Raw genomic sequence first — 17051 nt, 5'->3', positions numbered from 1 at the left:
CATCCGTCCGCCGCTTCCCTGCATCGCGTAGCGGCGCTCGGATTTCGCATTGAATTGTGCTGAACATCCCTGCCATCCGTAGCGGGATTCGCATGCCGCAGCCGGTTGCCGGTCGACGGTTGCGCAACAGGTTCAGCGCATTTCCATTTCCGGCCGTCGACCAACAAAAACCCATACCAATAAGCACTGCAATTTCATGACATCCCGACTTCTCGCCGCGCTCGCTGCCGCGGCCTTGAGCTGCACCGTCCTGCCCGCTGCCCACGCACGCACCTATGTCCCGCCGACCGCGTCGTTCGGCAAAGGAGCTTATGTGCATCAATTCGTGCTGCGCGACCCCGTCACGCACCAGCCGCTGCCGAATGCACGCTACCGGCTGCTGCTGCCCGGGCAGGTGATCGCGGGGCTGCCTCCCTATGAAGAAGGCGGCGAAAGCGTCGTGTTCGGCACAACCGATGCCGCCGGTCGCACGGTGCGGATTCGCCTGCCCGCCCGTCATCCCGAGAGCGAGTGGGCGCTTCAGCCTGTCGTCGGCGAAGGCGACATGGGCGGGACGTTTCGCGTGATCGACGAAGATACGGGGCGACCCTACGGCCGTTACTCGTATGTACTCGACGTGACGGGCGCATACCTGGCTTGCGGGCGCATCGATGCCAACGGCTATACCGTCTTCGCGCAATCGCAGGTGGACCGCAAGCTCTGGTTGCACCCCACGGTATTGCGCGTGCCCGCGGACACCGACTGGTGTGCCGGGCCCGCCACGGACATCGCCAACAGTGCCGGCAATCCGGGCGTGCCCGATCTCTACACGCAGTATCTCGGCAGCCTGGTCGCCGACGGCCAGCACCTCGGCCGGGCACTCCAGCAACAGATCGCGGCCAAGATGGTCGCGCTGGCGATTGCCGAGCGGGACGAAGGCCGCATCGACACCGCGCTCGAGGTCGGCCATTTCTCGGATCGCATGTTGAACAGCGTCGGTTACGACCTCGTCAATGCGGGCCTGAAGATCGATCGTGCGATGGCGATGATCGATGCGCACCTGGCGACGTCACCGAACGACGCGTATGCGCTCGACAGCAAGGGCTGGGCACTGTATCGCCTCGGTCGCAACGACGACGCGCTGACGTGGTTCGACCGGTCGATCGCGATCTTCGCGAAGGACGACGACGCGGACAAGGGCACGCTCGAAGCCTATGCGAGCGGGCTGACGCACAAGGGGGAAGTGCTGTGGAAGCTGGGCCGCGAGGATGCCGCGCGCGATGCGTTCGCGCAGGCGCGGAAGGTCCAGCCGGAGAACGCGGACCTGGCGGAGACGTTGAAGCGGCTGGCGATACCGCTCGGGCAGGATGGCGCGAAGGCGTCGGGTACGACAAGCGAGTAACCGGCGATACGAGCGGACAGGCAAGCGGACGCATGGCGCCGCAACGGCTGTCGCCAGAAGTGTGGAAAGCGGCTACCGGCACCATCCCCGGACGAGGCCGGCCACGCTCGCTTCCGTCACTCCTCGCCTTTCGCGCCCGGATTGAGCATCACGACGAAGCCCGCCACGCCAACGACCAGCGCGATCGCGCCGCCGCGCAGCGCCATCGCGTTGTCGAACAGCAGCCCCGACACGACGGCCATCATCCCCGCGAACGACACGAACACGGCGATCGCCGCGACGACGATCCGGTACTGGCGACGTATCATCGCGCACCCGCCGCGTTAAGCAGCGGCAGCCGCTGCGCCGTCGTCATCGTCGCCGCGGATCAGCAGCACCGGGCACTTCGAGCCGCGCACGAAGCGCTCGGCGACACTGCCGAGCAGCACACGCCGGATGCCGCGCCGCCCGTGCGTACCGACCACCGCGAGATCGATCCCGCATTCCTTCACGTAGCGCTGCAGGCGTTCCGCGATGTCCTCGCCGATGCTCTCGGTCTCGACGAGTTCGGCCTCGCCCTTCGCGCCGGCCAGCGCGATGATCTGCTCCGCTTCGCGCAGCACCTTGCGCCCGTCGTCGCGGATTTCCTCGACCAGCGCGTGCGGGTCGAAACGGCCCGCGTACGTGAACAACACCGACTTGTCCACCACGTACACGACGCTGACGTGCGCGTCACCCGCCAGCGCAACCTTCACTGCCTCGGCAAGCGCCTGTTTCGACGAAGCGCTGCCGTCGACGGCCACCATGATCTTCTCGTACATGCGAACCTCGCTGGGATGATTGGCCGCGCGTCTGATCGCGCGCGGCCCTGTCACCATCATCGGCGGATGGCGGGTTCGAATGTTGACGGCGATCAAGTCGCGCCGGCATTCACGCTGCGACCGGCCGACGCAGGGCGCCGCCCCGCGCCGGCGGCCTTTACGTCATCGTGCGTGCGGCGCGCGGTACTTGTACTTGTCGAACCCACTGGCACGCGACCATTCGCTGGCGACCGCATCCACGTCCTGTCCCGCGAACGGCAGGACCGTATCGGGCTGGGCGCCGTGACGATAGTTCGGCCCGGTGAATTCGGGGTCCGCCGCGTAGCCGAAGTACGTGTTGCCGCTCCACACGATGTTGGCGTAGCTGCCTTGCGGATTCTTCGTCCGGAAGATCGCGCCGCTGTCCGATGCGTTGTAGAAGCGGTTGCCCGTCACCTGGAACGCGTTCGCATAGCTGAGGTTTTCGACGATCGGCGTGATCAGGCCCGGCGTGCGCGTGATCACGACGTTGTCGCGCACGACGGAGTCGGCCGAGCCCGCGGCGGACACGATCCGCCGCTTGTCGTTCAGGCTCAGGTTGTTGTCGACGATCGCACCGGTTTCCTGCGCGACGTGGCCAAGCCCGTCGGAACCGCATCCGCAGAACAGCATCAGCCCGCCGTCGTTGTCGTGGCTGAAGTTCTCGGCCACGCGCGTGTTGCGCGTGCCGAGATCGGCGTCGAACGCCATCCCGTCGCCGGCCTCGATATTGTTCTGCAGCCGCACGCCGTTGACTTCGTTGTAGCGGAACAGCGCATCGTCCGTGTTGATCGCCCAGGCGCCGGCGCTGTTGCCCGGCGCCCGCATCCAGATGTCGTACAGGTGATTCGCCTCGACCTGCGGCGCGGTTGCCGTGCGGACGATGATGCCGTCGCCGCCGACGTTGTGGATCAGGTTGTTGCGGAACACGACGCGCGTCATCGGGAAATAGTCGGTCGATGCCTGCGTGGCCGGATTCGTGAGGTAGGCCGAGTTGCCCTTGTACGGCGGATAGTCGCCGCACGGCGCACCACCCTCCCGGCACATCCACGCAGATCGCGTTGACAGCGCCACCGCGTCGACGTTGTAGATCTCGCTGTTCTCGACCGCGATGTCGTCGAAGCCGGTCCGCTTCTCCTTCGTACCGACGACTTCGTTGTCGCGGGTCACTTCGAACAGCATCCCGCCGGTCGTCTTGTACGACCCGACCGTATTGCCGGCAACGTCTTTCAGATAGCCGCGCACGTGATGCACGTACACGTCGTCGACGTGATAGTGGCTGCCCGTGCCGTAATCCTCGAGCCGCACATACAGCCCGAGGCGCCCGCCGGGCGTCGTCGCATCGTTGGTCAGCTCGAGCGAGCGGATCTCCCAGTACTGGGTGTTGTAGAGATAAATGGCCGCACGATTCACCGTGGGATTGTCGGACTTGCATAGCGAGTAATAGCCGCTGAACCCGCTCGGCGTCTTGTGCTGCTCGGTGATCGACTGGTCGGGGTCGGCCGTCGCATCGGTGCAGCCGGCCGCGATGACGGGGCGCGGCGCCTTCGGGTCGCCGTACGCATCGACGACGATGGGCGCGCCAGCCGCGCCGGTGCTGCCCGGTGCGGGCGTAAAGCTGCCGTCGCAGGTCGTGCCGCGCTTGAAGCGCACATGCATGCCGGGCGCGAGCACGATCCGGTTCAGCGTCGCGAGATCGTGAATCGGATTCGCGGCGGAGCCGAGCGTCGCGGGCGAGCCCGTTCCGTTCGCGCCGAGCGAGCAGTCGACGTGCAGCGTGCCGGGCACGTCATCGGCCGTCTTTCCGGCAGCGGGCGCGGCGGCGAGCTGCTGCCCGGCCGCGACGCCGTCCGCCGATTCCCCGCCACCGCATGCTGCGAGCGCGCCGATCAGCGGCGCTGCGACAATCTTCCAGTGTTTCAAAGTCAGTCTCCCGAAATATTGCATTCGTGATCCGGCACCGGGTCGACCGCAGGTCGATCCGCGGTTCGATCCTCATGCCGGCCGCCCATTCCGGCAGCCGGTTCGTCGAGACGAACCGGCGCCCCCTCCTCGCTTGCCGCGGGCAGCAGCCCCGCCCGCTCGGCCAGCACCCACAGGCCGGCTGCCGCCGCGCCGTCGATCGTGTCGACGGGCGGCCAGCCGAACAGCGATGCCGCATGCCGGTAACGCATGCACAACGCGGCGTCGCCGATCAGCATCGGGCGCGACGCGTCATCACGGGTCGCACCGCCTGGCCCACCGTCTTCGGCCGCCAGCCCCGCAAGCTCATGACCGATCAGCACGCCGGACAGGTAGTCGGCCTGCTCGTCGGGCGCCAGATCGCCGGCCAGCAGCCGCGCACGGCTGCCGAAGATCGTCGCGAGCAGCCCCGTCGCATGGCCGGCCCGTGCGGCGCGCACGCCGCGCTCGAAGGCGTCGCGCGCGAACCCGGCCGACGGCTGCATCGTGCGGCCGAGCAGGCTGTGCGTGCACAGCAGCGCGTACAGTTCGCCCGTCATGAACGTGCGGAAGCGCTCGATGCGCGAGCCGCGCACGGCGACCCATTTCGAATGCGTGCCCGGCAGACCGATCCACCGGACCAACGCCGAACCGGGCGACACGCCGCCCGCCTGCAACGCACCGACGATCTGCGTCTCCTCGCCGCGCATCACGTTCGCCAGCTCGCCGCGCTGGATCAGCCCCGGCACGATGTGCACGGTCACGCCGCGCCGCGCACGCACCGTCTGCAGCGACGCGCCAAGCCGCGCCGCGTCGATCGGCACGTCCGCATACGGGGCCTCGCGCCAGCCCTGCGTGCTGCCGACCATGCCGGCCGCGACGACCGGCAGCGCCGGCCACGCATCGAGCCATGCGCCGCACACGTCCTCGAAGGCCGCATCGCATGCGTCAGCGATCGCGGCGCCCGCGCCGCCCAGCTGCATCACGCCCTTCGGCGCGGCCCGCTCGTCGAGCACGGTCCGCGCATCCGTCATCAGGTACGCGCGCAGCGACGTGGTGCCCCAGTCGAGCGCGATCAGGCGTGGCACCGGCGAGGGGCCGCCTGGTCGTGGTATTGCATCTTGCATAGGATTCCTCTGTTTGACGGTTGCGGCTCGCGGCTTCGTCAGGCCGGTATCAGAAGAGCGTCTCGATACCCGCGTAGACGCCCGTTTGCCCGTGCCCCGGCATCGGCGACGCACCGAGCCCGTTGCCGTTGCCGAGCCCCGGCGACTGCGGGTTCACGCCCAGGTTCGCCCCCGCGCTGTTGAACACATGCGCGGCCGTCGCATACAGGAACGTACGCTTCGACAGGTCGTACATCGCGCCGAGGCCGATGATCGTCGAGCGCCCTTCGCCGCTGTGGTCGGCGGTCCACTGGCCCGCGTCGATCTTCATCGAATAGACCGCGCTCTGCAGATGCAGGAACGGCGTCGCGTCGTAGGTCACGCCGCCCCAGTAGTAGTTCGCGGTGCGCGACAGGCCGGCCGGCGTGTCGGGCGCGCTGTAGCGCGTATAGCCGATCTGCACCAGCGCGGGGCCGAAGCGGTCGCGCACGCCGATGAATGCTTCCTGCGATGCGGTGAACAGGTTGTCTTCGCGGCCGTACTGGTTGCGGATCTCGTTCCAGATGGCGCGCACTTCGAAGTCGCCGTGCGTGTAGGCCACCGTCGCGCCATCGGACAACCCCGTCGCGCCCACGTTGTTCGGCGAGCCGCGCAGCCAGCCGTTCGAGCTGTTGCCGAGGTTCGCCTGCAGCGCGAACGAGAAGCCGCCGAACTTCGGCGATTCGTAGCGGATCCCGTTCGACAGCTTCGGGCCGTTCCGGTACGACGTCAGCGACTCGACCGAATAGTTTTCCTCGAGCAGCGGATCGTACGACCAGATATAGCTGTTGATGAACGAACCCTGCCCGAGCCGCAGGAAACCGTAGCGCTCGTTCTTGAAGCCGACCCACGCCCCGCGCTGGAACAGCACACCGCCGCCGTAGTTGCCGTTCGCCGCGTTGATCGACGATTCGAGCCAGAACACCGCCTGGTTGCCGCCGCCGAGATCCTCCTTGCCGGTGATGCCGAGGATGCTCGTCCCCCAGTCGTTGCCTTCCGAAATGCGCGAGCCCGTCGAATGCGGGCCGTTCTGTACGCCGCTCAGGTACTGCACGTCGCCGCCCACACGCCCCCACACGGTGACGCTCGATTGAGCCTGCGCCACCGCCGGCACCGCCAGGGCCAGCGCCGCGATCCACCCATACTGTCGCATCTAGATCTCCTCCTTCTTTTCGTTCACGTCTCGTTTGATTGGGGAAAGCGCTTTCCCTCGACAGCAAAAAAATTTCGCGGCGGTTGTCGTGCATCGTTTTCCGCTACGTTTCTTGCGGAAGGCACGCGTGCTATGCTCGCGAAAAGGGAAAGCGTTTTCATTGTCGACGCGCGGTTGCGCTTTTTCAAGAAAATTCTGGCCCTCCAAGGGATACTACCGAGTCCGATCGCGCGGCACGCCTGCGATGCCGCCGCCCGATCGCCGCCGCCGGTGCGCATGCTATGCTCGCCGGCAAAATGCACTGACACTCACTTTCATCGTGGCCAAGATCAACGAAGTCGCCGCCGCCGCAGGCGTCTCCATCGGAACCGTCTCGAAGTTCATCAACAAGACGAAGCGCTTCTCGCCCGACGTCGAGCGCCGCATTGCCGAAGCGATCGAGCAACTCGGCTACGAGTCGAACCCGCTCGCGCGCTCGATGGCGACCGGCCAGACCGGCGCGGTCGGCGTCGTGATCCAGGACATTCTCAACCCGTACTTCACCGCGATGGTCAAGGGCGTGAACCGGATCGCGCAGCGCAACGACTTCGTCGTCCTGATCGTCGATGCCGACGAGAACCGCAAGGGCGAGCGGCCCGCGCTGACCAAGCTGAGCCGGCGCGTCGACGGGCTGATCCTGAACACCAGCATGCCCGACGACGACCTGCGCTGGACCGCGAGCCTCGGCAAGCCGGTGGTCGCAGTCGGTTCCGCACCGCGCGACGGCCTGCTCACGCTGTACTCGGATCCGATCCGTGCGGGCGAGATGCTCGCGCAGCACCTGTTGATGGAGAAGTACCAGCGCTTCGCGTACATCAGCCTGCCCAACGCGCGCGGCGACGACGAACGCCGCGCCGGTGCCGAGCAGGTGCTCGCACGTGCCGGGCTGCCGCTGCGCACCTTCAGCGTGCCGCGTGCGACGGTGGCCGACGGCGAGCGTGTGTGCGCGTCAGTGATGCTGTCGGCCGAGCCGCCCGATGCGGTGATCTGCTACAACGACATGATCGCGGCCGGCTTCATCAAGGAGGCCGAACGGCTCGGTATCGCGATCCCGCACGACGTCGCCGTGTGCGGCTTCGACAACCTCGAACTCGGCAAGCTTACGTCGCCCACGCTGACGTCGATCGACACCGAAACCGAGCGCGCCGGCGAAATCGCGATGACGACGCTGCTCGACGCGCTCGCGGGCAAGTCGCCCGCCCCGCATACGATGCTCGAAGCGCGGCTCGTCGTCCGCGAATCGACGGTGCGGCCGCGCGACGCGCGCCGCCGCTGAGCGTTCGCCGCTTACGGCCCGATCAACGCGGCACGGCCGCGACCGCGTCCCCCAGCCACGCGCGCGCGACGCAATGCTGCTCGAGCCCGGCCACGCCCGGGCGCATCTCGAACAGGCTGCCCGCGAGCGGCCCGCGCAGCAACCCGTCAGCACTCACGTTGACCGATGCGGACGTCACGAACAGCGTCGCGCGATCGGCGCCGCCGAACGCGACGCTGGTCGGCCGCTGCACCGGCATTTCGACGACCTGGTCGAGCGCGCCGTCCGGCGCGTAGCGATGCAGCCGCCAGCCGTCCCAGATCGCCGACCACACGCCGCCCTCCGCATCGACCGCGAGCCCATCCGGCACGCCGCGCGCGTCGCCGAACGTCGCGAACGGCCGCGCATTCGACAACCGCCCGGCATCGACGTCGAAGTCGTACGCGAAGATCGTGCGGCGGCCGGAATCCGTCACGTACATCGTCGTGCCGTCCGGGCTCCAGCCCATCCCGTTCGCGCACGCGAAGCCGGCCACCGCGACGCGCGACGCACGCGCATGCTCGAAGCAATGCAGATCGCCGGGGCCGTCGCCGTCGTCGGCCATCGTGCCGACCCAGAAGCGGCCACGTGAGTCGACCGCACCGTCGTTGTAGCGCAGCGACGGCCGCGCATGCGCGGCGTCGGTCAGCCGTTCGAGCGTGCCGTGCGCGGGGTCGAACAGGTGCAGGCCGCTCTTCAGCGCGACCAGCAGCCGCCCGTCGTCGACGCCCGCGACGCAGCCGGCCAGCTCCGGCAGCAGCCAGAAGCCCGTCTGCCCGTGGCCGGGCGTGTAGCGGTAGAGCGCGGTGCGCTTGATGTCGATCCAATAGAGCGACGCCGAGCGTTCGCACCAGAGCGGGCCCTCTCCCAGGATCGCGTTCGCGCCCTGTACCAGTTTTACTGTCGTCATCGAAATTCTGTTGTTATGCATGCGTTCGGCCGCCCGCCGGTACGGCGAGCGGAACCTGCCGGCGAGCCGGGCTCAGAGCGCGCGGCCCGCGTCGTCGAAGAAGTGCGCGTGCCGCATGTCGACGCGCACGCCGACCGGCTGACCCGACGCGACCGTGTACGCGTCGCGGTTCTGCCGCACTGACAGCAGCCGGTCGTGGCCCGCGAGCTCGACATAGACGATCGTCGCGTCGCCCAGGTGCTCGGCGTGCGTGACGCGGCCGTCGAGCCCCGTGCCGGGCGCACCGATCGTGAGGTTCTCCGGGCGGATGCCGAGCTGCAGCGAACCGGACGGCCACGTGCGCGACGCGTCCGGCGTCGCGGCGAGCGAGCCGCCCGGCACGTCGAAGCGCGGTGCGTCCGCGCCGCCCTGCGCGCGGCACGGCAGGAAGTTCATCGACGGCGAACCGAGGAACGACGCGACGAAATGGTTCGCCGGCTGCTCGTACAGCGCCAGCGGCGAGCCGACCTGCTCGATGCGTCCGCCGTTGAACACCGCGATCCGGTCGCCGAGCGTCATCGCCTCGACCTGGTCGTGCGTCACGTAGATCATCGTGCTGCCGAGCTCGCGGTGCAGCCGCGCGAGTTCGAGCCGCATCCCGCCGCGCAGTGCCGCGTCGAGGTTCGACAGCGGTTCGTCGAACAGGAACACGCCCGGCTTGCGCACGATCGCGCGGCCGATCGCGACGCGTTGCCGCTGGCCGCCCGACAGCGCCTTCGGCTTGCGGTCGAGCAGCGCGGACAGCCGCAGCGCTTCGGCCGCCTGCCCGACGCGCGCGCGCGTCTCGGCCGCGTCGACGCCCGCGAGCTTCAGCCCGAACGCCATGTTCTCGAACACCGTCATGTGCGGATACAGCGCGTAGTTCTGGAACACCATCGCGAGCCCGCGCTTCGCGGCCGGCACGTCGTTGACGCGGCGGCCGTCGATCAGCAGGTCGCCCGACGTGATCTCCTCGAGCCCCGCGAGCATCCGCAACATCGTCGATTTGCCGCAGCCCGACGGGCCGACGAACACCATGAATTCGCCATCCTCGATGTCGAGGCTGACGTCCTTGATCACATCCGCGCCGTCGTCGTAGCGCTTGCGGATCTGCTTGAGCGACACACTTGCCATGATTGCGTTTCTCCTCGTCCGTTCGTGCCGCTTACCATTCGGCGACCGAGCCATCCTCGCGGCGCCACACCGGGTTGCGCCAGCGGTGCCCCGTCGCGGCGGCTTCCCTCACCTTCTCCTCGTCGATCTCGACGCCGAGCCCCGGCGCATCCGGGCGCGCGACGTAGCCCGCGTCGAATGCGAACGGGATGCCGCGCGTGTACGCGTACATCGCGTTGTCGTCGTGATAGGCCACATTGGTCGACTGCTCCTGGATGAACGCGTTCGGCGTGCAGAAATCGATCTGCAGCGACGCCGCGAGCGTCAGGGGCCCCAGCGGGCAATGCGGCGCGACCGCGACGTCGTACGCTTCGGCCATCGCCGCGATCTTGCGCAGCTCCCAAATGCCGCCCGTATGGCTCACGTCGGGCTGCACGATGTCGACGACGCCCTCCTGCAGCAGCTCCTTGAACTGCCAGCGCGTGAACAGCCGTTCGCCGGTCGCGAGCGGCACCGCGCAATCGCGCGCGACTTCGCGCAGCGCGTCGTTGTGCTCGGGCAGCAGCAGTTCCTCGTAGAACATCGGGTCGAACGGCGCGAGCGCTTTCGCGAGCGCCTTCGCGACCGGGCGGCGCACGCGGCCGTGGAAGTCGATGCCGAGCCCGACCTCCTTGCCGACCGCATCGCGCACCGTGCCGAAGCGCGCCACCGCGCGATCGATCGCCGCCGGCGACTCGATCCAGTCGGTCGCGTTGACCACGCCCATCTTCAGCGCGGTATAACCGGCCTCGACGAGCTGCCGCGCGTTCGCGGCCATCTCGTCGGGCGTGTCGCCCTTCACGTGCGCATAGACGCGCGCCTTGTCGCGCACCGGGCCGCCGAGCAGGTCGTAGACGGGCACGCCGAGCGCGCGCGCCTTGATGTCCCACAGCGCCTGCTCGATGCCCGAGATCGCGCTCGTCAGGATCGGGCCGCCGCGATAGAAGCCGCCGCGATACATGACCTGGAACAAATCCTCGATGTGGCGCGGATCGCGGCCGATCAGGTAGTCGGCGAGTTCGTGCACGGCCGCCGCGGTCGTGGCCGCACGCCCTTCGACGATCGGCTCGCCCCAGCCGGCCAGCCCTTCGTCGGTGCTGACCTTGACGAACTGCCAGCGCGGCGCGACCGCAAATGTTTCGATTTCGGTGATCTTCATGTGGAGGAACGGGTCCGGTTGAACAGCAGTGCCGACATGCCGTTGTCGGCGACGAGATCGGCGCCGGCGATGCCGGTCGCCGCGTCCGACAGCAGGAACGCAGCGATCCGGCCGATATCGGCCGGTTCGTTGATGCGCTGCGCGGGATGCAGCGCGCGATACGTGTCGAGCAGCGCGGGATCGCGCTCGAGTGCCGCGCCGATCGGCGCGTTCAGCGTGAAGCCGGGGCTCAGCGTGTTGACGCGGATGCGCTGCGGCGCGAGGCTTGTCGCCATCGCACGCGACATCGCGACGATGCCGCCCTTGGTCGCCGCGTACATCTCGAAGCCCGGCACGCTCGCGCCCGCATGATTCGACGCGATGTTGACGATCGCGCCGCCACCGGCGCGCGCGATGCGCGGCGCCGCGAGCTGCGTACACTGGAACATCGAGCGCAGGTTGGTGCGGTACAGGCGGTCGCAGTCGTCGAGCGAGAACGCGTCGAACGGGCCGTGCAGCGTGATGCCCGCATTGTTCACGAGCCCGTCGAGCCGGCCGTGATGCGCATCCACGCGCTCGAACAGCGCAACGACGCTCGCCGGGTCCGCGACGTCGGTTTCGACGAACAGCGCGTCGCGGCCGCCGAGCCGTTCGCGCACCACGTCGGCGCGCGCGGCATTCTTCTCCGCGACGACGACCTGCGCGCCGCATTGCGCGAGCACTTCGACGATGCCGAGGCCGATGCCGTCCCCGCCTCCCGTGACGACGATCACGCGGCCGTCGAGCGATTCGAATGGATTCATGGTTTTACCCCTTGACCGCACCGGCCGTGATGCCCGCGACGATCCTGCGCTGGAGAATGAAGAACAGCACGAGCAGCGGCAGCGTGCCCATCACGGCTGCCGGGAACAGCTTGGTCGGATCGATGTCGTTGGTACCGATGAAGCGGAACACCGCGACGGTGATCGTGAACTTCGACGAGTCGGTCAGGAACAGCAGCGGATAGACGAGGTCGTTCCACACCGACAGCGTGACGAACATCGCGAGCGTGCCGGTGATCGGCCGCAGCAGCGGCAGCACGATGTACCAGTACACCTGCAGCGGGCTGCAGCCGTCCATCACCGCCGCTTCTTCCAGTTCGAGCGGAATGCGCTTCAGGAAGCTCGTATAGAAGAACACGCCGAGCGGCAGGCTCTGCACGGTGTACGCGAGCACGACGCCGAGATACGTGTTGAGCAGGTGCAGGTCGCGGAACAGCACGTACAGCGGCGTCAGGCTGACGAACATCGGGATCGTCAGGCCTAGCGTCAGCACGATGTAGACCGCGTTCGACAGCCGGCCCTTCACGCGTGCCAGCGGATACGCCGCGAGCGACGACAGCAGCGCGACGAGGAACGTGACCGCGAGCGTGATGCCGATCGTGTTCGCGACGCTGCGCCAGTAGTTCATCTGCGTGAACACAGCCGCGTAGTTGCCGAAGAACACGTGGTCGGGCAGCCCGAGCGGGCGCGCGATGATGTCGTCGCCGGTGCGCAGCGACATCAGCACCATGTAGATCGTCGGCAGCAGCACGATCGCGACGATCGCGATCGCGGCGACGAGCCGCGCGAACCCCGGCATGCGGCGCAGCAGCGCCCCCGCGCGCAGCCCGCCGCCCGACGTGCCGGCGGACGGACGGTCCGCATGAAATCGTTGACGGATGACGTTCACAGGTTGTCCTCCCGGCGGCGCAGGATCGTGTTCTGCGTGGTGGCGACCACCACGACGATCGCGAGCATGATCATCGACAGTGCACTCGCGAAGCCGAACTTGTAGTCGTTGAACAGGCTGTGGAAAATCTGCAGCCCGAGCGTGGTCGTCGCGCCGTCCGGCCCGCCGTTGGTCAGCACGAGCGGCAGCTCGAAGGTCTTCAGCGTGCCGATCGTGCTCAGCGTGATGTTCACGGTGAAGGCCGGCGCGAGCAGCGGCAGGTCGATGCGCGTGAAGCGCACCCACGCATTCGCGCCGTCGAGCTTCGCCGCGTCGTGCAGTTCCGACGGAATGTTCAGGTAGCCGGCCAGGAAGATCGCCGTCGAATAGCCGACGTACATCCACACGTGCACGGCCGTGACGGCCGGCAGCGTGACCGACGGATCGCCGAGCCATACCTGCTGCAGCGCGTCCAGATGCACGAGATGCAGCAGCTCGTTGATGCCGCCGCCGAGCGGCGAGTACAGGTACTCCCACACGAACCCGGCGATCACCGCCGAGAACATGCTCGGCACCAGCAGCCCGACCCGCAGCGCGCCGCGCAGCCGGGGCAGCGAGAACAGCAGCGCCGCGAACAGCAGCCCGAGCCCGTTCTGCACGATCACGACGATCGCCGCATACGCGAACGTGACGACGAGCGTATGCAGGCTCGCCGGATCGCGAAACGCGGCCGCGTAGTTCGCGAGCCCGATCCAGTGCGCGTCGCCCACGCCGGAGAAATCCGTCAGGCTCATCCGCGCGGCCTTGAACAGCGGATACAGGCTCAGCAGCGCGTACAGCGCGAGCGCCGGCACGGCGCACCACAGCAAGGTCCGGTTGCGCTTCATCGGGTGCCTCCTTCGTCGAACCGCGCCGCGCACCCTCGCGCGGCACGGGAAATGTCAGCAGTCAGGCCGTTCATCGCGCGGCCGCATCCCAGCGGGCGAGCAGCTTCGCCGGGTCCTGCCCGATGTCGAGGAAATACGCGGACATCGAATTCCAGATCGCCGTGAACAGCGTGCCGGTCCACACGCCCTTCGGATACAGCACGACGTGCCCGTTCTTCTGCACGGCCGCGTAGGGCTGTGCCTGCGGCGGCATCGCATCGGTGCCGCCTTCGAACGGACTGAACCCGGCTTCCGCGTCGAGGAACTGGCGGTCGTTGTCGGGGCGTGCCCAGAACGCGAGCCACTTCTTCGCGGCGTCGGTCTGGTGCGATGCCGCGTTGATCGCCCACGCGGTGCCGAGCATGTCGAGCGCGACCGGCCCGTTGCCGGGCACGAGCGCCGGCAGCGGCGCGAACTGGAACGACAGGCCCTTCGTCGCGCTGAACTTCGCGATGTTCCATGCGCCCTGCGGCATCATCGCGACGCGGCCGGCCTGGAATTCGGTCAGCCCCGTGCTCCACGCGCTCACGCCATTGTTCAGGCGCGGCACGAAGCACTTCGCGTCGGCGAGCACCTTCAGCGCGGCCATCGACTGCTTGAACGCCGGATCGGCCGCGAAGCGCGTGCTGCCCGCGCCGACGAACGATTCGGCGCGCGCATCCGCATCGCCGCCGCCGGCTGCCAGCCCGGACGGAATCACGAGCGCCGCGGGCGCCCAGCCTTCCTTCGCGGGCAGCAGCATCGGCGTGATGCCGGCCGCTGCCAGCTTCCCGCACGCGGCCTTCAACTGGTCGACGTCGGTCGGCACCGTCGCGACGCCCGCACGCTTGAGCAGGTCGAGGTTCGCGAACAGGCCGATGCCGACCAGCTCCATCGGCAGCATGTAGGTCTTCCCGCCGATCTGCGTGTGGCTACGCACGCCGCGCCAGATCGTCGGCACCCACTTCTCGCCGCTCAGGTCCAGCAACTGATGCGCGCCCTGCCACTGCCGCATCAGCTCGCGGTCGACCATCAGCACGTCGGGCCCGTTGCCGCCCTGCAGCCGCGACGACACGACCGTCGTCGTGTCGTTGCGCGACATGTACTCGAACTTGATCTTGATGTCGGGGTTTTCCTTCTCGAACTTTGCGATCAGCGCCGCCATGTTGGCGGGCTCGGCGCCGCCGCCCTTCCAGCCCGTCACGTCGAGCATGACCGGCGCGGCGCACACCTGCGCCGCCAGCACTGAAAGGACTGCGAAAGTTACTGCCCGAAGCCTGTTGAACATCTGCTGTCTCCATGTTGTTGTCGAATCGTTGTGCACGGCGAGTGGCGCACGGCCGATGGCGTGCGGCGATCGGAACATGCGGCATCCGATGCGGCCGCGATCCGTCGCGCAGTCGCCCGCGTTTCCCCGTCGTCCGATTCATTTGGGAAAGCGCTTTCCCTATTGTGTCGCACAACCTGCCCGGCGTGCAAGCGCCGGGGCGAACCGATCGTCTAGGGGATATCCCGGAGGCCTGTCGCGGCGGTTGCGAGCCGTCCATGCGCAACCGGATCGAGCGGCCATCGAGCCGAAGGCGCTATCATCGGATGTGCGACTTTCGTCCGGCCCTTATTTGCCGGCCCACTTTCAACTCGCTCAACCGACATGACAACGACTACCGAACGCGTGGACGGCGCCGCCCAGCATCTCGTCGCCGCCCGCCATGCCGGCGCGCCCGGCCCGCTGCTGCCCGATGCGCTGCGTCCCGAGAACGTCGAGACCGCGCTCGCGATCCAGCAGCGCGTGGCCGACCTGCTCGGCGAACCCATCGGCGGATGGAAATGCGCGCTGCCGCCGCCCGACCGCGTGATCCTCGCGCCGATCTTCGCGTCGACGATCCGCGACGCCGATGCGCCGTACCGCGTGGTCGGCGGGCCGATCGTGCGGATCGAACCGGAAATCGCGTTCGTGCTCGATCGCGACCTGCCCGCGCGCGAACAGCCGTACGACGAACAGGAGGTGCGCGACGCGATCCGCGAAGTGCGCATCGTGCTCGAGGTGCTGGGCTGCCGCTATGCGGAGCCCACGCGCGCGTCGAAGTTCGAACTGCTGGCCGACGGGCAATTCAACCAGGGGCTGTGCGTCGGCCCGGTCGTGCCCGACGGGCTGAACGTGCCGCTCGAGACGCTGGCGCTGTCGTTCGAAGGCGCGCTGAACCGCGCGATCGATGGCCGCCATCCGGACGGCGATCCGCTGAAACCGCTGGTGTGGCTCGTCAATTTCCTCGCCTCGCGCGGCGACGCCGTGCGCGCCGGGCAGATCGTGACGACCGGTTCGTACGCGGGCGCGATCGACGTGCCGCTCGGCGATGCGCTGACGGTCCGCTTCGGCGACCTCGGCAGCCTGTCGGTGACGTTGACGGCGTGATGCACGCGGCACGCGGGCACGGCTGACCGGGGCGGTCGCTGGCCTCAGCATGATGGCCGCGATCCATGCGCGGCCTGCTTCGTGGCGGGTGTCAGGAGCGTGGCTGCCCGCGCGGTCGTGACGGCAGCGTCATCGCGGCCACGCCCGCGACGACGCATCCGAGCCCCAGCCACGCCGATGCCGACAACGACTCCCCGAGCAGCGCCATGCTGATGCCAACGCCGATCGGCACGCGCAGATACGCCTGCGCCGTCGTGCCGACCGACCCGAGCGTCTGGACGAGCCGGAAGTAGATGACGAACGCGAGTGCGGTCGAGAAGACCGCGAGCGCTGCCAGCGCGATCAGCGATGGCGCCGACGGATGAAGCGTCCACGGGCGATCGACGACGAGACTGGCCGGTACCAGCACGGCCGCGCCGACGATGAGCGAGCCGGCGGCAGGCGCCGCGGGCGACAGTCCGCTGAAGGCCCGCCCGTAGATCGCCGCGCCCGCGTAGCAAACGGTCGCCGCGACGATCGCCAGTTGCGGCACGAGTTGCCGCCCGAGCCCTTCGAATGCGCTGACGCCGACCACCAGCGCGATGCCGACGAGCCCCGCGACGACGCCGAACAGCTTCCTGGGCGTCAGCGGCTCATGGCGCGTGATCAGCCAGGTGCCGACGAATGCGAGTACGGGTGACGCGGAATTAAGGATCGTCGCAAGCCCCGCTTCGACCGAACGTTCGGCCCACGCGATCAGCGTGAACGGCACGACGCTGTTCAGCAGCGCCTGGACGAAGAAGCGCCGCCAGACCGCGAGATCGCGCGGCATCCGAATGCGCGTGACGCGCATCCACAGCAGCAGCACCGCGCCCGCGATCAGGGTCCGCGCGGCGATCAGCGTCAGCGGCGGAATCGTCTCGACGCCGATCCGGATGAACGTGTAGGACGCGCCCCATAACGTCGAGAGCGTGAGGAGCAGGAGCAGATCCGCGACGGCGGGCGGGCTGCGGGGCATGACGGGCTGCTGCATGTCGGGGATTCGCGTTCGCAGTCCACGGCGGGATCGGGATCGG

The 17051-nt window shown here is 68.2% G+C and carries 16 protein-coding genes; 3 read left to right on the top strand and 13 right to left on the bottom strand.

What is annotated here, in order from left to right; genetic code table 11:
• Positions 1 to 196 precede the first annotated feature (196 nt).
• The gene (locus BDO18943_RS06265; RefSeq protein WP_175021673.1) at positions 197 to 1381 is read left to right on the top strand and encodes a tetratricopeptide repeat protein; all 1185 of its coding nucleotides are present in this window, start codon (positions 197 to 199) and stop codon (positions 1379 to 1381) included.
• A gap of 116 nt (positions 1382 to 1497) precedes the next feature.
• Here BDO18943_RS06265 and BDO18943_RS06260 read toward each other — a convergent pair whose 3' ends face one another.
• From BDO18943_RS06260 to BDO18943_RS06240, 5 genes are all read right to left on the bottom strand, one after another.
• Positions 1498 to 1689 carry a DUF2964 family protein gene (locus BDO18943_RS06260; RefSeq protein WP_175021672.1) on the bottom strand — a complete coding sequence of 64 codons (192 nt, stop codon included), beginning with the start codon at positions 1687 to 1689 and terminating at the stop codon, positions 1498 to 1500.
• A gap of 15 nt (positions 1690 to 1704) precedes the next feature.
• Positions 1705 to 2181, bottom strand: a complete 477-nt coding sequence (locus BDO18943_RS06255) for a universal stress protein (RefSeq protein ID WP_175021671.1) — start codon at positions 2179 to 2181, stop codon at positions 1705 to 1707.
• A gap of 162 nt (positions 2182 to 2343) precedes the next feature.
• Positions 2344 to 4122, bottom strand: coding sequence for a right-handed parallel beta-helix repeat-containing protein (locus BDO18943_RS06250; protein WP_175021670.1), 1779 nt, complete (start codon positions 4120 to 4122; stop codon positions 2344 to 2346).
• Positions 4123 to 4124: 2 nt separating this feature from the next.
• Positions 4125 to 5267 carry a 2-dehydro-3-deoxygalactonokinase gene (locus tag BDO18943_RS06245; protein ID WP_175021669.1) on the bottom strand — a complete coding sequence of 381 codons (1143 nt, stop codon included), beginning with the start codon at positions 5265 to 5267 and terminating at the stop codon, positions 4125 to 4127.
• A gap of 49 nt (positions 5268 to 5316) precedes the next feature.
• The gene (locus tag BDO18943_RS06240) at positions 5317 to 6438 is read right to left on the bottom strand and encodes a porin (protein ID WP_175021668.1); all 1122 of its coding nucleotides are present in this window, start codon (positions 6436 to 6438) and stop codon (positions 5317 to 5319) included.
• Positions 6439 to 6757: 319 nt separating this feature from the next.
• On the opposite strand from BDO18943_RS06240, the gene BDO18943_RS06235 reads away from it, so the two are divergent.
• Complete coding sequence (locus BDO18943_RS06235; RefSeq protein WP_230624523.1) at positions 6758 to 7753, top strand: LacI family DNA-binding transcriptional regulator; 996 nt, start codon at positions 6758 to 6760, stop codon at positions 7751 to 7753.
• Positions 7754 to 7775: 22 nt separating this feature from the next.
• On the opposite strand, the gene BDO18943_RS06230 is transcribed toward BDO18943_RS06235, so the two are convergent.
• The 7 genes from BDO18943_RS06230 to BDO18943_RS06200 all read right to left on the bottom strand — a co-directional run bounded on the left by BDO18943_RS06230 (position 7776) and on the right by BDO18943_RS06200 (position 14871).
• Positions 7776 to 8681 carry an SMP-30/gluconolactonase/LRE family protein gene (locus BDO18943_RS06230; protein ID WP_175021667.1) on the bottom strand — a complete coding sequence of 302 codons (906 nt, stop codon included), beginning with the start codon at positions 8679 to 8681 and terminating at the stop codon, positions 7776 to 7778.
• 72 nt (positions 8682 to 8753) lie between these two features.
• The gene (locus tag BDO18943_RS06225) at positions 8754 to 9833 is read right to left on the bottom strand and encodes an ABC transporter ATP-binding protein (RefSeq protein WP_175021666.1); all 1080 of its coding nucleotides are present in this window, start codon (positions 9831 to 9833) and stop codon (positions 8754 to 8756) included.
• A 31-nt stretch (positions 9834 to 9864) separates the two neighbouring features.
• On the bottom strand, positions 9865 to 11010 hold the full coding sequence (dgoD, locus tag BDO18943_RS06220; RefSeq protein ID WP_175021665.1) for a galactonate dehydratase: 1146 nt from the start codon (positions 11008 to 11010) through the stop codon (positions 9865 to 9867).
• On the bottom strand, positions 11007 to 11792 hold the full coding sequence (locus tag BDO18943_RS06215) for an SDR family NAD(P)-dependent oxidoreductase (protein WP_175021664.1): 786 nt from the start codon (positions 11790 to 11792) through the stop codon (positions 11007 to 11009). The genes dgoD and BDO18943_RS06215 overlap by 4 nt, the downstream gene beginning before the upstream one ends.
• Before the next feature lie 4 nt (positions 11793 to 11796).
• Entirely contained in the window at positions 11797 to 12699 is a 903-nt protein-coding gene (locus tag BDO18943_RS06210) for a carbohydrate ABC transporter permease (RefSeq protein ID WP_043192111.1), read from the bottom strand.
• Positions 12696 to 13565, bottom strand: coding sequence for a carbohydrate ABC transporter permease (locus BDO18943_RS06205; RefSeq protein ID WP_011349624.1), 870 nt, complete (start codon positions 13563 to 13565; stop codon positions 12696 to 12698). Before BDO18943_RS06205 ends, BDO18943_RS06210 begins: the two co-directional genes overlap by 4 nt.
• Positions 13566 to 13635: 70 nt before the next feature.
• The gene (locus tag BDO18943_RS06200) at positions 13636 to 14871 is read right to left on the bottom strand and encodes an ABC transporter substrate-binding protein (protein ID WP_175021663.1); all 1236 of its coding nucleotides are present in this window, start codon (positions 14869 to 14871) and stop codon (positions 13636 to 13638) included.
• Between the two features lie 363 nt (positions 14872 to 15234).
• On the opposite strand from BDO18943_RS06200, the gene BDO18943_RS06195 reads away from it, so the two are divergent.
• Positions 15235 to 15996 (top strand): 2-keto-4-pentenoate hydratase, encoded by a 762-nt coding sequence (locus BDO18943_RS06195; protein WP_175021662.1) that lies wholly within the window; start codon positions 15235 to 15237, stop codon positions 15994 to 15996.
• Positions 15997 to 16087: 91 nt separating this feature from the next.
• Here BDO18943_RS06195 and BDO18943_RS06190 read toward each other — a convergent pair whose 3' ends face one another.
• Positions 16088 to 16993 (bottom strand): DMT family transporter, encoded by a 906-nt coding sequence (locus BDO18943_RS06190; RefSeq protein WP_175021661.1) that lies wholly within the window; start codon positions 16991 to 16993, stop codon positions 16088 to 16090.
• Positions 16994 to 17051: the final 58 nt, after the last annotated feature.

It is taken from the genome of Burkholderia aenigmatica, assembly GCF_902499175.1.
Classification (GTDB): Bacteria; Pseudomonadota; Gammaproteobacteria; order Burkholderiales; family Burkholderiaceae; genus Burkholderia; species Burkholderia aenigmatica.
The sequence above is the reverse complement of the archived record's forward strand: the minus strand, read 5'-3'. Positions and strand labels throughout refer to the sequence as shown.

Bases quoted from the DNA above. Each gene is read 5' to 3' on its own strand.
- BDO18943_RS06200 (WP_175021663.1), bottom strand. From the start codon at position 14,871: ATGTTCAACAGGCTTCGGGCAGTAACTTTCGCAGTCCTTTCAGTGCTG.
- BDO18943_RS06190 (WP_175021661.1), bottom strand. From the start codon at position 16,993: ATGCCCCGCAGCCCGCCCGCCGTCGCGGATCTGCTCCTGCTCCTCACG.
- BDO18943_RS06205 (WP_011349624.1), bottom strand. From the start codon at position 13,565: ATGAAGCGCAACCGGACCTTGCTGTGGTGCGCCGTGCCGGCGCTCGCG.
- BDO18943_RS06260 (WP_175021672.1), bottom strand. From the start codon at position 1,689: ATGATACGTCGCCAGTACCGGATCGTCGTCGCGGCGATCGCCGTGTTC.
- BDO18943_RS06245 (WP_175021669.1), bottom strand. From the start codon at position 5,267: ATGCAAGATGCAATACCACGACCAGGCGGCCCCTCGCCGGTGCCACGC.
- BDO18943_RS06240 (WP_175021668.1), bottom strand. From the start codon at position 6,438: ATGCGACAGTATGGGTGGATCGCGGCGCTGGCCCTGGCGGTGCCGGCG.
- BDO18943_RS06225 (WP_175021666.1), bottom strand. From the start codon at position 9,833: ATGGCAAGTGTGTCGCTCAAGCAGATCCGCAAGCGCTACGACGACGGC.
- BDO18943_RS06265 (WP_175021673.1), top strand. From the start codon at position 197: ATGACATCCCGACTTCTCGCCGCGCTCGCTGCCGCGGCCTTGAGCTGC.
- BDO18943_RS06195 (WP_175021662.1), top strand. From the start codon at position 15,235: ATGACAACGACTACCGAACGCGTGGACGGCGCCGCCCAGCATCTCGTC.
- BDO18943_RS06255 (WP_175021671.1), bottom strand. From the start codon at position 2,181: ATGTACGAGAAGATCATGGTGGCCGTCGACGGCAGCGCTTCGTCGAAA.
- BDO18943_RS06230 (WP_175021667.1), bottom strand. From the start codon at position 8,681: ATGACGACAGTAAAACTGGTACAGGGCGCGAACGCGATCCTGGGAGAG.
- dgoD (WP_175021665.1), bottom strand. From the start codon at position 11,010: ATGAAGATCACCGAAATCGAAACATTTGCGGTCGCGCCGCGCTGGCAG.
- BDO18943_RS06215 (WP_175021664.1), bottom strand. From the start codon at position 11,792: ATGAATCCATTCGAATCGCTCGACGGCCGCGTGATCGTCGTCACGGGA.